Below are 13,978 nucleotides of genomic sequence, written 5' to 3' on the forward strand. Positions count from 1 at the left end.
GTCGACTGGTTTTCAAGCCATTCTGCTTTTGATTCGCAGCTCCGCACACAGCCCGCCCTGCGCTGAATTGCGCAGGTGCAGGCTGCTTTCCAGTTTGCGCACGATCATGTCGACGATCGCCAGCCCCAGCCCAGCGCCATTGCTGTGGCCCTGACTGTAGAAGCGTTCAAAAAGGCGTGCTTTCTGTTTCTCGTCGATACCCGGCCCTGCGTCTTCGACTGACAAATGTGCGCTGCCGTCTTCCTGGCGGTTGAGCATCACGCGAATCTCGCTGGCCGGCGGGGCGAAGTTGAGCGCGTTGGTCAGCAGATTCTGCAGTGCGATGGTGATGGCTGATGGGTCGCTGTGGATCACGCAGTCATCGCCCGCCTCGAACACCAGATCGACACGCTTCTCCAGTGCCAGCGGCGTGAGCTCGGCCATTTCCTCGCGCACCAAAGTGTTCAGTTCAAAGGTTTGTAACTGGCTGACTTCAAGGCGCGGCTCAAGTCGGGCCATCGTCAGCAACTGGCTGGCCAGACGGGCAGCACGGTCGACGCCGTGCACGAGAAAATCCAGTGCCTCCAGACGCTGTTCCGGGGTTTCAGCCTGGCGGGCGTTCTGTGCGTGGATGCGCAGAATGGTCAGCGGTGTACGCAGTTCGTGGGCGGCGTCGGCGATAAACCGCCGCTCGCGCTCCAGCACGCTTTCGATCTGGGTCAGCAGACGGTTGAGCGCGTGTTGCATGGGTTCGAGCTCTTTGGGCAGCGGTGTTATATCAAGCGGCTCAAGGCTTTCGGCATCGCGTTGGCGAATAACCCTGGCCATCGACTGCAACGGGCGCAGGCCCCAGCCTATCGCCAGCCAGATCGCGACCACCAGCAGCGGCACGCCGATCAGCGTCGGCCACAAGGTGTGGCTGACAATGCGCTGAATCAGGTCCTGACGCACATCGTCGCGCTCACCGACCCAGATCAGGAAACCCTGCTGCGGGTCGGCCAGGAGGAAGCCGCACCACTCATGCCCGTTCTCGACCAGATCATGCGAGCCTTCTTCTGCGGGAGGCGCACTGAGCAGCGGCGCTTCGGCCGAACGCACCAAAAGCTCGCCCGACGTGCGCCAGACCTGAAACGTCAGCCGGGTTTCGTACGGATGGGCAACGCCACTGGTACCGACCCGGCTCATGGCCTGATCGAACGCTTGATAAAGCTTGTCCAGATCCTGCTCACCCGTAGCGCGCTGGCGCAGCACACCCTGCAACAGGCGCGCGCTCTGGGCCAATTGCGCATCGTAGACTTCTTCGATTTCGTGATGGCTGTCGCGCAGCGCGAGCAGGCTGATCGCCAGGTCGCCGAGCAGCAACAGCACCAGCACCGGGACCAGAATGCGCGCGCGTACCGAGGTCATGCCTTGAGCTCCAGCAAGTAGCCGACGCCGCGCACGGTGCGGATCAGTTCGGTGGATAGTTTTTTGCGCAGGTTGTGAATCAGCACTTCCAGGGTGTTGCTTTCGACCTTGTCCTGCCAGCCATACAGGGTATTGGACAAGCGCTCGCGGGTGACCACCTTGCCGGGGCGGATCATCAATTGGTGCAGCAGTTGATATTCCATTGGCGTCATCGGCACTTCGCTGCCCTGAAAACTGACCTGCTGCGAAGCCGGGTCGAGGCTGATACCGGCGTGTTCCAGCAACGGCTGCGCACGTCCCTGGCTACGCCTGAGCAAAGCCCGGACCCGGGCTTTGAGTTCATCGACGTCGAACGGCTTGATCAGGTAGTCGTCGGCACCGGCGTCCAGGCCGGCAATGCGGTCGGCGGTGCCGTCGCGCGCGGTCAGGATCAGCACCGGCAGGGCAAGCTCTTCGGCGCGCAACTGGCGCAGCAGATCGAAACCATCCATGCGCGGCAGGCCGAGGTCGAGCAGCAACAGGTCGAAGGGTTCGCTGCGCAGGGCGTGCAGCGCGCTCAGCCCGTCTTCCAGCCAGTCCAGCGTGTAGCCCTCGGTGTTCAGGGCCACACGGATGCCTTGGCCAATCGCACGATCATCCTCGACAAGAAGCAGGCGCATAGGGTTGTGACCAATGAATAGGGTGAGAAGGGCGCCATCATGCCGTCAGCAGGCAGCGTCGCGAAGTGCCGTGTGTCCGGGAAGATGTTACGAGCTGTTGCGTATTAAGCTTTTCCTAAGACTGGTTTCGCACAGTAGCGGCTCCTTAACTGCCTGTGAGTATCTGTCATGCGTAAAGTCCTGCTGGTTTCCCTGTTGCTGGCCAGTCCGCTGGCCCTTGCCGGTCCGCAATGCACCACCGCTGAAAAGTCCCAATGGCAGGATCAGGCCAAATTCCAGGAGCAGCTCAAGGCTCAGGGTTACGAGATCAGCAAGTTCAAAGTGACTGACGGCAACTGCTACGAGATTTACGGCTTCGACAAGGACAAGCGCAAGGTCGAGATCTATCACGATCCGGTCACTGGTAAAGCGGTCAAGACCGAGATCAAGTAATGAACCGGGTTTCCCTGCGCCTGTGGGACCCGCTGGTCAGACTGTTTCATATCTCGATCGCGGGTGTTTTCGTTGCCAATTACTTCTTCAATGAGGCGGGTGACGACTGGCACGTCTGGCTGGGCTATTACGCGGTTGCCTGGCTGGCGGTGCGGGTGGTGTGGGGATTCATCGGACCAACAAGCGCGCGCTGGAGCGATTTCTGGCCGAGCCCGACTCGCCTGCGTGCGCATGTCCGGTCGCTGATCAACCGGCAGCCGGTACACAGGCTCGGTCATTCTCCGCTCGGTGCGCTGGTCATGGTACTCATGATGGCGCTGATCTTCGGCATGGGCCTGACCGGCTTCCTGATGGAGGAAGTCGATGCCTTGTGGGGTGCTGACTGGCCTTTGCAGGCTCATGAAATTCTCGCCAATACATTGTGTGCCCTGGTAGTGCTGCACATGGCCGCGGCCATCTTCGAAAGCTTTCAAGTGCGTGACAACCTGCCCTTGTCGATGCTGACAGGCAAACGACGTCCGTTACCTGAAGATCGCCATCGCTGAAACCACCTCCTTGCCCTTCATCACAGTGATGCCTCCTGATGCGTGTTATTTCCCAAAACCTGACTGCATGGAGCGCAGGCCTGATTGTTGTAGTGATTTTTCTCAGTGCATGGCTAAGCCATCCACAGCACCGGATATCTGCCTTTGCCGTGAGCACCGCACCGGTCGATGCTGAAAGTGTGGCACCCAAGGCATCCTACATTTCGCGTTTCGCGTCTTCTGATCTGGACGATTTCGTGCATTCGTCAGCCGTGACGGCATTGCCTGGCGGCGACCTCATGTCGGTATGGTTCGCCGGTTCTCGCGAAGGCGCGGGAGACGTTGAAATACGTACCTCGCGGTTCGATGCGTCCAACGGTGAATGGGGCGGCGAGCAGGTCCTGGCGACCCGGGCGTCCACTCAGTCAGGTACTGGCAAATACATCCGCAAACTGGGCAACCCGGTGATCGCGCTGGCTCCGGACAATCGCCTGTGGCTGTTCTACGTTTCAGTCTCGGTCGGCGGCTGGGCGGGCAGTACCGTCAATGCCATGGTGTCCAGCGATATGGGGGCCAGTTGGTCGCCGCCGTGGCAGCTGGTGACATCGCCGTTTTTGAACATCAGCACGCTGGTACGTGGCGCGCCGGTGTTTCATACCGACGGCTCGATCGGCCTGCCGGTCTACCACGAGTTTCTCGGCAAGTTTGCCGAATACCTGTATCTGAGCGCAGATGGCGAAGTCATCGACAAGTTTCGCATCAGCCGCGGTAAAAATTCCCTGCAGCCCACCGTCGTACCGTTGGACGGCCAACGCGCCGTAGCCTTGCTGCGTTATGCCGGCGAGACGTTTCACCGGGTACTGGCCAGCCGTACCGAAGACGGCGGTCAGACCTGGAGCGAGCCGCAACCGCTGACACCCAGCAATCCCAACTCGTCGCTGGCCGCCGTCGGCGTACCGGGTAAGGGCTTGCTGGTGGCGTTGAATGACCTGCGCGAAGGTCGCTTCAAGCTCAGCCTGTACAGCACCGACGAGCAGATGAAGGTCTGGCGGCCACTGCCGGATCTGGACAAGTCACCCGATCCGCTGGGTACACCGTTTGCCCTGGAAGCCTACAAGGCTGCCATCGGCGAAGGCTTTCGCGCTTCCAGCGGCGCACGTCGCCAACCGATGGAAGCCGAGTTTCTGAGCAATCTGGACCAGCGTGTCTGTTCCGCGCAGGGGTGTGATTTCGAATACGAATACCCGTACTTCATCCGTAGCCCGGACGGCCTGTATCACCTGGTCTACTCGTGGAATAACACCTTCATCAAACATGTCAGCTTCAACGAGGCCTGGCTGGCGGAGCAACTTTTATGATCGCTTTGGGATTGGCTCATCTGGCGTTTGCCTGGACCCTGTTTGTGCTATTGGCTCCGCTGACCGCATCGTTATGGTGGCGCTGTGGCCTGCTGGCAGCGACCTCGCTGTTGAGCGTTATTTCATTCGACGGTTTGTCGATGGCGTCGTACGCTCGCAGCCTGACCGACGATCTGGCAATCAGCAGTCTGGTGGTGCTGGTCTGGCTGACCTTGCAGCGATTGGGTGTGCTCAGACCGATGGCAGTGTCCCGGCGATGGGTGATGCTGCTGGTGTTCGCTGTGCTGGCGCTGACGTTGTATCCGGCCACGCTGGGTCTGACTTACTTCGACCCCTACCGCTGGGGTTACAATCCGCGACCGATGATCATTATTGTCGCCGTTATCGCGTTGGGGCTGGTCTTGATGCGTAATGCGCTGGCTGTAGTGATGCTGGCTGCTGCGACGCTGGCATTCACATTTCGTATCAAACCGTCGGAAAATTATTGGGATTACCTGATTGACCCGCTTCTCGCCCTGTACTGCTGCGGGGCTTTGCTGAGCCTGGGCATCCGTTTTGTTTATCGCCGGGCAACGGAGTCGCGCCGTTCGGCCACTCTGTCTGCTGGCAATGTCTAGAGGAATGACGATGAGTTGGTTGCAATCGCGACGCCTGCATTATTGGCTGGGCGCGGTCATGTTGGTATTCCTGCTGTCGGCGTTACTGAGGGGGGTGTTTTTCTTCGGATTTTCTGGCGTCGAGCCGGGCGCCCTGTTTACCCATGGCGAGGTTGCGCAGACGCTGGGTATCGGCGTGCGTTTCGACCTGCGTCTGGCGCTGCTGATACTGCTGCCGGTCGCAGTGCTGCTCTGGTTGCCGCGCTGGAACATGGTCAGCCAGCCGGTCTTGCGCTGGCTGGCGCGAGGCTATCTGATTGTTGCGCTGGCTGTTCTGACGATGATTCATATCGTCGACTTTGGTCATTACGCCTATCTCGGGGTCAGGCTCAACGCCAGCGTGATGCGCTATCTGGAGGATGCGCAGATTTCCCGGGACATGCTCTGGCAGACCTATCCGGTGCTGTGGATCACTGCCGGCTGGTTGCTGACCGTTGCAGCGCTCGGCTGGGCGCTGCTCAGGCTTGAACGTGTCACTCTGGACCGCCAGGCCCGGCCGCTCAATCGCTGGTCCGTGGTCTGGGGTTCGGCACTGGTGGTCTGTGCGACCTTTCTCGGTTTGCTGGGCCGGGTCGAGAATCTCAATCTGGAAAATCCCGTACCGTTGCGCTGGAGCGATGCATTCTTCTCCGGCAACAGCCAGGTCGCGGCACTGGGGCTCAACCCGGCGCTGTTCCTGTACGACACGCTCAAGGTCTCCCAGTCCCACTTCGATGAAGCCCAGGTGCGTGAACACTATGAGTCGGTCGCGCGCTATCTGGGTGTCCAGCAGCCAGATGCGCAGGCTTTGAACTTCAAGCGTCACCAGCCTGTGCAGCCTTACCGAGTGCGCAGCGAGCGGCCGCCGAATGTCATGTTCGTCATGCTTGAATCACTGGGCACCAGTGCTGTCGGTGCCTACGGCAATCCGCTGAACCCGACGCCGAATCTGGACCACCTGGCGACTCAAAGCTGGTTCTTCAAGCATTTCTATGTGCCGGTGACCGGCACCGCAAAAACGGTCTGGGCAAGCATCACCGGGGTGCCCGATGTCACCCGCCAGGAAACGGCCACGCGTCATCCGCTGCTGACCCGTCAAAACACCATCATCAATGACTTCAAGGGCTACGAGAAGCTGTACATGATTGGTGGCAATTCCGGTTGGGCCAACATGAACGCGTTGATCCGCCGCAGTATCGATGACGTGCGCCTTTACGACGAGCGCGACTGGAAGTCGCCGCAGGTGGATGTGTGGGGGATTTCCGACCTGGATCTGTTCAAGGAGAGCGACCGGATTCTGCGCGCGTTGCCAACTGACAAACCGTTCTTTGCCTACGTGCAGACCGCTGGCAATCACCGGCCATTCACCATCCCCAAAGACAACGATGGTTTTCAGGTCAGCGACAAAACACTGGAGCAGGTCCAGGCCGCCGGTTCGCGAAGCGTGGAGCAATACAATGCGGTGCGTCTGCTGGACTTCAATATCGGTCGGTTGATGGAACTGGCCAAGGCGGGCGGTTATTACGAAAACACCATCTTTGTGCTGTTTGGTGATCACAACACACGCATCAGCCAGATCCCGCACATGGCCCCGGCGTTCGAACAACTGGGGCTGGAGAGCAATAACGTTCCGCTGTTGATTCATGCGCCCGGCCTGCTGGGCACCCGGGTAGTCGATGACGCGGTCGGCCTTGCGGATCTACTGCCGACACTGGCGGGAATGACCGGTATGCCATTCACCAGCGGCACGATGGGCCGTGACATTCAGCAGCCCGCCCCCGAAGGCGAACGTGTGGTGCCGTTGGTACTGCGTGAAGGCACGTTCCCGCTGATTGGCGGTGTCACCCGTAACTACCTGCTGCAAATGGAGCACGATGGCAGTTCGCCCACGCTTCACGATCTTTCTTCCCCCACGCCGCTGGATAACGTCGCCGAGCAGAACCCGCAAGAGTTCGAGCGGCTGCGTGACCTCACTCGCGGCCTGCATGAAACCTCGCGAATGATGCTGTATCAGAACGTGCGCTGATCACCCGAACCGCGCCAGGCGCAGGATATTGCGCAAGCCTATGGTCAAGGCCGTATGCTCGCGTAATGATGGCATCTGTATTTGATGATGTTAAAGTGCTTGCCAATGTGAACCCTGCACGGATTAAAGACGTACATGGCGCTGTTTTCGACTATCGTCACCAGTCAAGAGCAAGTTCTTCGGGCGGTATAGACAGCTGCCCGAGGCACTGGCTATTTTTCTGGTGGATTATGGTATTTCATCGCTAATACCGGAAAAAACTGTCGGATTTTGCTTCGAATCTGTATTTTGGCGGCCTGTTTTCGCTCGGATGCGTTTTTTGTCTATTGCACACTCAAGAGCCTTCCTGGATGCCGGCAAGTTTTTCATGTGTTACCCCGCCGAAATTGCTTGCTGCACTGCGTGCTGAAACGAGTCAGCTTCACGTTAAGCTCGAAAAACGCATGCCGTTTTTTTCACCCGCGCTGGATCATGCTCTTTACCTTCGCTTGCTTAAGGCTTATTACGGCTTTTATGCACCGCTTGAAGCTGCATTGCACGACAGTGCCTTGATGCCTGCGGAGCTTATACCGCAAGATCGGGTCAAAACCGCTGTGCTGGTCGAGGACCTGCGTGCTCTGGGTCTGTCTGATGACGACATCAGGCAACTGCCTCGCTGCGAGCAATTGCCAGCAGTGGATACGCCCGGTTCATGCCTGGGAGTCATGTACGTCCTTGAAGGTGCAACGTTGGGCGGGCAAGTGTTACGGCGCGAAATAAACAGGCGACTGGGTCTGGATGAGCAGAGTGGAGCGGCCTTTCTCGATGTTTACGGTGCCGATACCGGGCCACGCTGGAGGGCGTTTTTGAACCACCTGGATGCAGTGCCGCGAGAAGTTGTTTTTATTGACGCCGCAGCGTTTGCGGCGCAGTCCACATTTGCATGTTTCGAGCAATGGCTCGATGGTCAAGAGGTACTGCTATGAGCCAACTCGACAAGGACGCTTTTGAAGTCCTCCTGGCCAATTGTGCGGATGAGCCTATTCAGTTTCCCGGAGCCATTCAGCCTCACGGTCTGTTGTTCACTCTGGAAGAGCCAAACCTGACGATCCTGCAGGTCAGTGCGAACGTGCAGAGCGTGCTGGGCCATGCACCCGAACACGTTCTCGGTAAAGGCCTCGAGCATGTTCTGGGGGCCGGCTGGGCCGAGGTGATCAGAAGCGCCAGCGCTCATGATTCGTTCGTTGATGCGCAACGCTTGCTGATGACGGTCAATGGCATCGAGTTCGAAGCCTTGATGCACCGCAATCAGGGGGTACTGGTTCTGGAACTCGAGATTCAGGACAAGGACGCGCAAGCGGTCAGTTATACCGAGCGCACTGGCAACATGGGCCGTATGTTGCGTCAGTTGCACGCTGCGAGTGATCTGCAAACGCTGTATGAAGTCAGTGTCCGCGAGATCCAGCGTATGACCGGTTACGACCGGGTACTGATCTATCGTTTCGAAGAAGAAGGCCATGGTCAGGTGATCGCTGAAGCGTCTGCGCCCAGCATGGAACTCTTCAACGGCCTGTTCTTTCCGGCGTCGGACATTCCCGAGCAGGCGCGCGAACTGTACCGCCGCAACTGGCTGCGCATTATTCCTGATGCCGATTACACCCCGGTGCCATTGGTGCCTCAATTGCGCCCCGACACTCAGCAGCAACTCGATCTGAGTTTTTCGACGCTGCGAAGTGTTTCGCCGATCCACTGTCAGTACATGAAAAACATGGGCGTGCTGTCGTCCATGAGTGTTTCGCTGATTCAGGGCGGCAAGTTGTGGGGGCTGATCAGTTGCGGGCACCGTACCCCGTTGTACGTGTCCCACGAACTGCGCAGTGCCTGCCAGGCGATAGGTCAGGTGTTGTCGCTGCAGATCAGCGCAATGGAAGCTCTGGAAATAAGCCGTCAGCGCGAGGCGAAAGTCAGAGCGCTTGAGCAACTGCATCAAGCCATGGCCGAGTCCGAAGAAAACGTCTTTGACGGTCTGGCACAGCAGCCACAATTGCTGATGGATCTGGTCGGTGCGACCGGTGTCGCGATCATCGAAGACCGGCAGACGCATTGTTACGGGGCCTGCCCGGAGGTTTCGGATATACGTGCGCTGCACACATGGATGATTGCAGGCGGCGAGCCGGTGTATGCCAGTCATCATCTTTCCAGTGTCTACGCGCCCGGGGAAGCTTACCAGCCAGTCGCCAGTGGTGTATTGGCCATGAACTTGCCCAAACCTGTGGATAACGGCGTGATCTGGTTTCGTTCCGAGGTCAAGGAAAGCGTCCAGTGGAGCGGTGATCCGAACAAACCGCTGAACATGGAAAGCTCGGAAGGCGGTATGCGCCTTCGGCCGCGCACATCGTTTGAAATCTGGAAGGTCGAAATGACCGGGATTGCGCCAAAGTGGAGCCATGGCGACGTGTTTGCAGCTAACGACCTGCGCCGCTCCGCGCTGGAAAACGACCTTGCCCGCCAGGTGCGCAAGGAGCAACAGGCCGTTCGTGCCCGTGACGAACTGGTAGCGGTCGTTTCCCATGACTTGCGCAACCCGATGACGGTCATTTCCATGCTCTGCGGAATGATGCAGAAGTCGTTCAGCTCCGATGGGCCACACACCTCGCGGCGTATTTCCACGGCAATCGACACCATGCAGCAAGCAGCCAGCCGCATGAATGTGTTGCTTGAAGACCTGCTCGACACGTCGAAAATCGAAGCAGGCCGCTACACCATCACACCGCAGCCACTGGAAGTCAGCCAGATTTTCGAAGAGGCCTACACCTTGCTGGCCCCGCTGGCGATTGACAAATCCATCGAGATTTCCTTCAATGCCGAGCCCGACCTCAAGGTCCAGGCCGACCCGGAGCGCCTGTTCCAGGTGCTGTCCAACCTGATCGGCAACGCCATCAAGTTCACCCCGAAACTGGGCAAGATCGGCGTGGCGGCGATGTCCAACGGCACTGAAATCGTGTTCACCGTGCGTGATTCCGGCGAGGGCATCCCACCCGAGCAACTGCCGCACATCTTCGAACGCTACTGGACCGTCAAGGAGGGCAACCCGACCGGCACCGGTCTGGGCTTATACATCTCCCAAGGCATCATCAAGGCCCACGGCGGAGAACTGGGAGCGCAAAGCCAGTTGGGTGAGGGTAGCGAGTTCCGCTTTACTGTGCCAATTGCGCATTGATTGCTTTCTCAGGCTTGAGGCGTAGATGACTCAAGCCTGAGCGGCATCAGCCCTGATGCCAGTCAGTGGCTTTTTCGATGTATTGAGCGTTGGCTGGAAGTGCCTTGCGCAGAAACGCGAGGTATTTGTCCATAAGCGCCTTGCTGGGAAAACGCGCGGCGAATCCGCTGGTTATATCCTCGCAATGGATAATGACCATCAGACGTTTGTGATCAACCGTGACAAATTCATGCAAATGCCACGGGGCGGTTTGTCGATAGTGGACGGGGTTTTCCCAGTTCAGCAGTTTGATGGCTGTGATAAAGGCCATCGCCACTGGGCCGATCAGGAAGAGCAATGATCCGGTGAGAGGGGCGACGAGGACGAATGCCAGGATGACGAAAATAGCGATGCCTTTGAAAAGTGCGGAGGCGAAGTCGGGATAGTGGAGGTAGTACTCGACTGTGGCACCGTCGGTTTTCAGGGTGTAGGTATAGATGGTTTTTTGGCGGATGAGCAGGCCTATGAAATAGGCAAGAATGCCGGCGAACGCTAATAGAGTACCCACTAATGAGTAGAGGCTATCTGAAAACATTATCCAGCCTCCCCACATATAAAGTGTGCATCCTGTTAGGTAGACTGCGATAAATATGGACTGCGTTATCATCATTTCTCTAGGCGATCTTGCAAGTGTTTTGATCTTCCAGCTCAGAACATCTCCACCTTGTGGCAAGGTTGGGTTGTTTTCTTGTTGAGTCATAATGGCGTACCCTCTGCGACTTCTAGAGTCAGCGTACCGGCCCTATTTGATGCCTTTACTTCAAGTTCCACAGCAGCCAATCCGTCAATAGCAGTATCGCCTCTTGGACTAAGCTCCATCAGAAACAGATAGCTTCTATTGTCTTCGCCAGGTGTTAAACGACTGGCCGGATACCAGATTTGCAGCTCAAGGTACGTTACGTCCTTGTCGAGCGGTACCCAGGTTTCCCAGATGAGATCTTCGTTTTCGGGTGGTATCAAGGGGTAGGTGAAGTCTTCACTCGCCTTATACCCAAACCCATAGGTAACCTTGCCAATATTCTTGGCACTGAAGTCTCCATCCCGAGTAAGGTCCCGGTAAGTGAGCGCGGTATTGATGAAGTTGAGCATTATCACGCCCCAGGCGATTGACTCGGCAATACCTCCCAGTCCATCGATCCAGCGCTTGGCGGTGGTCAGCCAGTCTTTGGCGATGGCTGTGCCGTACTGGAAGTGCAGGCGAATATCGTCCTGCAACCACTGGTTTATGCAAGCGAGCAGCCAGATAGGCTGAATACTAGGGATCTCGTGGTTCGGCCTTAAGGGAGTGCTTATTGAGGTCGGCAACGGGACTACCATTTCCAGGCTTTTTCCGTGAACTCGGTTGTTGGGGGGAGCACGGTGTGGAGAAACGCGAGGTATTTGTTGAACAGCACCTCATGCTGGAATCGGGCCTCGAAGCCCAGTGTGACATCCTTGCGGTGTGTGACGATCATCAGCCGTTTACGGTCGACGGTCACAAAGTTGTACTCATCCCAGGGCAGGCTTTGTTCATGGTGAATGGGGTTTTCCCAGCTGAGTAGCTTGAGGGCTGCGATACAGGCGATGGCCACAGGGCCGATTAGAAAGAGTATTGAACCGGTGAATATGGCTACGAACAGAAATAGCAGGATAACGGCTATGGCGATGCCTTTGAAAAGGGATGAGGCGAAGTCGGGGTAGTGGAGGTAGTATTCCAGGTGGGCAGAGTTGGTTTTTATTGTGTAGTTGTAAATGGTTTTTTGACGAACTATTAAACCAATAAAGTAAGCATAAATCGCAGCGATGACTAGCGTGAACACAACCGCCCAGTGCGGCTCCTGAGTAAATAACTCCCACCATACCCAAGAGTTAAAAAAAAGCATCAATACGTGCCCCAAACCCAAAAAAAATTGTGCGTACATAATCTCTTTTGGAGAGGACGCGATGGTTTTGACTGACCAGTTCATGATGTCGTTGCCTGTCAATAATGCTGAGGGTGATACCGCTTTTTCCAAGCTGCACCGGGCTTTGTCAACGACGGAGGCTGAATGCGAAGATTTTTGTTGTGTATTCATGTCCTTAATCCGCAATTTCAAGCGTCAGACGAGCGGCTCGGCTATTTGATTTCACCTCAAGTTCGGTTGCAGTCAGGCCATCGAAAGATGTACTGCCCTTAGTGCCGAGCTCCAGCTGAAACAAATAGCCCGTATCGTCCTGGCTGGAAGTTATCAAATGCTGTGGATACCATATTTGCAGTTCTAGATAGCTGGCATCCTGATCGAGCGCCATCCAGGTTTCCCAGACGACGTCCTCGTTTTCAGGTGGCATCAAAGGGTAGGTAAAATCTTCACTCGCTTTGCCAGCAGGCTTGTTGGTAAGCGTCCCAAACTGCTCGACCTTCCTGAATTGTCCCCTTTCCAGAAAGTCTTCATGTACTGGACGACCGATTTTTTCTACCGGCAGCACGCCCCACGGTCGTTTGCTGCTAATGACGTTGAAATGCACAGACTGCCCGCGCAAATTGCTTGGCAAGCGAATCTGTACGCTGACCCCATTCTGTACTGCAACACTTATATAATCACCTTTGCCAAGATATCGATTTTCGTAATGTACGGTGCTTTTTACATAGATTTGCGGGCTCAGCTGTATTTCCAGAAAGTTACGCATTTCATTGTTTCTATCTTCGACTGTCTCTGCATGGCGGTGCTCGGAAGTCCATGACCAACAGCTCTTGCGTAACCACCAGCCGACGCTATCTTGTTTGAAGTAATTTAATGCTATTGTTGCGAAAAGGTAGATTGCACCTGCTGTGAGTAGTGCCAAGCTGAACCATGGACTCATGACTAAGAAAGTCAGCCTGCTTGCAGGCGATATGCCTGCGAGTAATTGAGCCAATGAGCCCAGCCCCATCGCCGCAGTAGCGAGCCCCTTCATTACGGTTGCATTTTTTTCTGTTGGGTTTTTTGACTTACGCCAGTCATCGTGGTTGTCGATTATTTCCAATGTAACCGCCGCGATCCCAAACCCACCCATCGCCACCATCGAAACTCTGAACCCTCGTATTGCATCACCCCAGGTTACATTTCCCTTGGCTTTCCAATACGCACTGGACCTGTCCAGAACCCCTACATTCTTGCCATCGATCAGTACCGGTGTCGCATCCCTTATTACGCTCCACGGCGCTTCAACAAACACCGCCATCAACAGGTTGAAGCTGTACCCCAGTCCATAGGTAACCTTGCCAATATCCTTGGCACTGAAGTCTCCGTCTCGGGTGAGATCACGATAAGTAAGTGCGGTGTTGATGAAGTTGAGCATTATCACGCCCCAAGTGATTGCCCCGGCAATTCCTCCCAGCCCATCGATCCAGCGCTTGGCGGTGGTCAGCCAGTCTTTCGCCATGGTTTTGCCGGACTGGAAGTACTGGCGAATCTCGTCCTGCAATTGCTTTACGTATTGGTTGTTCTGATAGTCGAGCAGGGCGGGGATGCTCCATTCATGCAGACGAAGTTTTTCCTCAAGGACGCGAAGGTGGCTGGCGTTGCTTTTGCGGGTGTTGTAAGCGGTTGGATAAAGCCAGCTGCGACGGGTATCGCTGATCTGCTTGTTGAGGACCTGCCATTCGCGGGTCCACTGTTTGAGCTTGGTGAATACCTGTTGATCGACTGCGATGCGTGCCGTCGAACCAAGCAAAATCTGGCCGATCAACAGGGTGCGAAGCAATGCGACGATGTTCTGCTG

Annotated in this window: 11 protein-coding genes and 2 pseudogenes; 7 read left to right on the forward strand and 6 right to left on the reverse strand. The window is 56.5% G+C overall.

From position 1 onward, the window contains the following. Positions 1–12: 12 nt before the first annotated feature. Positions 13–1,386, reverse strand: a complete 1,374-nt coding sequence (locus RYB66_RS21620; protein ID WP_057405050.1) for a sensor histidine kinase — start codon at positions 1,384–1,386, stop codon at positions 13–15. Further along, the gene (locus tag RYB66_RS21625) at positions 1,383–2,045 is read right to left on the reverse strand and encodes a response regulator (protein ID WP_002554362.1); all 663 of its coding nucleotides are present in this window, start codon (positions 2,043–2,045) and stop codon (positions 1,383–1,385) included. The genes RYB66_RS21620 and RYB66_RS21625 overlap by 4 nt, the downstream gene beginning before the upstream one ends. Before the next feature lie 168 nt (positions 2,046–2,213). Here RYB66_RS21625 and RYB66_RS21630 point away from each other — a divergent pair, with 168 nt between their 5' ends. The 7 genes from RYB66_RS21630 to RYB66_RS21660 all read left to right on the forward strand — a co-directional run bounded on the left by RYB66_RS21630 (position 2,214) and on the right by RYB66_RS21660 (position 10,219). After that, a complete protein-coding gene (locus tag RYB66_RS21630) occupies positions 2,214–2,477 on the forward strand; it encodes a PepSY domain-containing protein (protein WP_002554361.1) in 264 nt (87 codons plus the stop codon). Next, positions 2,477–3,022, forward strand: coding sequence for a cytochrome b/b6 domain-containing protein (locus RYB66_RS21635; protein WP_005746346.1), 546 nt, complete (start codon positions 2,477–2,479; stop codon positions 3,020–3,022). Before RYB66_RS21630 ends, RYB66_RS21635 begins: the two co-directional genes overlap by 1 nt. A 38-nt stretch (positions 3,023–3,060) precedes the next feature. Beyond that, positions 3,061–4,359: a sialidase family protein gene (locus tag RYB66_RS21640; protein ID WP_016982636.1), complete on the forward strand. Its 1,299-nt coding sequence runs from the start codon at positions 3,061–3,063 to the stop codon at positions 4,357–4,359. Continuing rightward, on the forward strand, positions 4,356–4,976 hold the full coding sequence (locus RYB66_RS21645) for a hypothetical protein (protein ID WP_016982635.1): 621 nt from the start codon (positions 4,356–4,358) through the stop codon (positions 4,974–4,976). Before RYB66_RS21640 ends, RYB66_RS21645 begins: the two co-directional genes overlap by 4 nt. A 10-nt stretch (positions 4,977–4,986) precedes the next feature. Then, positions 4,987–7,020, forward strand: a complete 2,034-nt coding sequence (locus tag RYB66_RS21650) for an LTA synthase family protein (RefSeq protein WP_316895399.1) — start codon at positions 4,987–4,989, stop codon at positions 7,018–7,020. 350 nt (positions 7,021–7,370) lie between these two features. Then, entirely contained in the window at positions 7,371–7,985 is a 615-nt protein-coding gene (locus RYB66_RS21655; protein WP_005746349.1) for a biliverdin-producing heme oxygenase, read from the forward strand. Continuing rightward, positions 7,982–10,219, forward strand: a complete 2,238-nt coding sequence (locus RYB66_RS21660; RefSeq protein ID WP_316884118.1) for an ATP-binding protein — start codon at positions 7,982–7,984, stop codon at positions 10,217–10,219. The genes RYB66_RS21655 and RYB66_RS21660 overlap by 4 nt, the downstream gene beginning before the upstream one ends. 46 nt (positions 10,220–10,265) lie before the next feature. Here the strand turns inward: RYB66_RS21660 and RYB66_RS21665 are convergent, their stop codons facing one another. The 4 genes and pseudogenes from RYB66_RS21665 to RYB66_RS21680 form a co-directional block, all read right to left on the reverse strand. Beyond that, on the reverse strand, positions 10,266–10,958 hold the full coding sequence (locus RYB66_RS21665; protein WP_316895400.1) for a permease: 693 nt from the start codon (positions 10,956–10,958) through the stop codon (positions 10,266–10,268). Then, positions 10,955–11,473: pseudogene (locus RYB66_RS21670) on the reverse strand (hypothetical protein); the annotation flags it as partial. The pseudogene RYB66_RS21670 and the gene RYB66_RS21665, both read right to left, overlap by 4 nt. 95 nt (positions 11,474–11,568) lie before the next feature. Further along, a complete protein-coding gene (locus tag RYB66_RS21675) occupies positions 11,569–12,312 on the reverse strand; it encodes a permease (RefSeq protein WP_316895402.1) in 744 nt (247 codons plus the stop codon). Between the two features lie 4 nt (positions 12,313–12,316). After that, positions 12,317–13,978: pseudogene (locus tag RYB66_RS21680) on the reverse strand (hypothetical protein); the annotation flags it as partial.

It is taken from the genome of Pseudomonas syringae group sp. 243L2 (assembly GCF_032587875.1).
In the GTDB taxonomy this organism is placed as follows: domain Bacteria; phylum Pseudomonadota; class Gammaproteobacteria; order Pseudomonadales; family Pseudomonadaceae; genus Aquipseudomonas; species Aquipseudomonas amygdali.

Excerpts from the sequence above, each read along its gene's own strand:
- RYB66_RS21620 (WP_057405050.1), bottom strand. The coding sequence starts at position 1,386 with ATGACCTCGGTACGCGCGCGCATTCTGGTCCCGGTGCTGGTGCTGTTG.
- RYB66_RS21625 (WP_002554362.1), bottom strand. The coding sequence starts at position 2,045 with ATGCGCCTGCTTCTTGTCGAGGATGATCGTGCGATTGGCCAAGGCATC.
- RYB66_RS21630 (WP_002554361.1), top strand. The coding sequence starts at position 2,214 with ATGCGTAAAGTCCTGCTGGTTTCCCTGTTGCTGGCCAGTCCGCTGGCC.
- RYB66_RS21635 (WP_005746346.1), top strand. The coding sequence starts at position 2,477 with ATGAACCGGGTTTCCCTGCGCCTGTGGGACCCGCTGGTCAGACTGTTT.
- RYB66_RS21640 (WP_016982636.1), top strand. The coding sequence starts at position 3,061 with ATGCGTGTTATTTCCCAAAACCTGACTGCATGGAGCGCAGGCCTGATT.
- RYB66_RS21645 (WP_016982635.1), top strand. The coding sequence starts at position 4,356 with ATGATCGCTTTGGGATTGGCTCATCTGGCGTTTGCCTGGACCCTGTTT.
- RYB66_RS21650 (WP_316895399.1), top strand. The coding sequence starts at position 4,987 with ATGAGTTGGTTGCAATCGCGACGCCTGCATTATTGGCTGGGCGCGGTC.
- RYB66_RS21655 (WP_005746349.1), top strand. The coding sequence starts at position 7,371 with ATGCCGGCAAGTTTTTCATGTGTTACCCCGCCGAAATTGCTTGCTGCA.
- RYB66_RS21660 (WP_316884118.1), top strand. The coding sequence starts at position 7,982 with ATGAGCCAACTCGACAAGGACGCTTTTGAAGTCCTCCTGGCCAATTGT.
- RYB66_RS21665 (WP_316895400.1), bottom strand. The coding sequence starts at position 10,958 with ATGACTCAACAAGAAAACAACCCAACCTTGCCACAAGGTGGAGATGTT.
- RYB66_RS21675 (WP_316895402.1), bottom strand. The coding sequence starts at position 12,312 with ATGAATACACAACAAAAATCTTCGCATTCAGCCTCCGTCGTTGACAAA.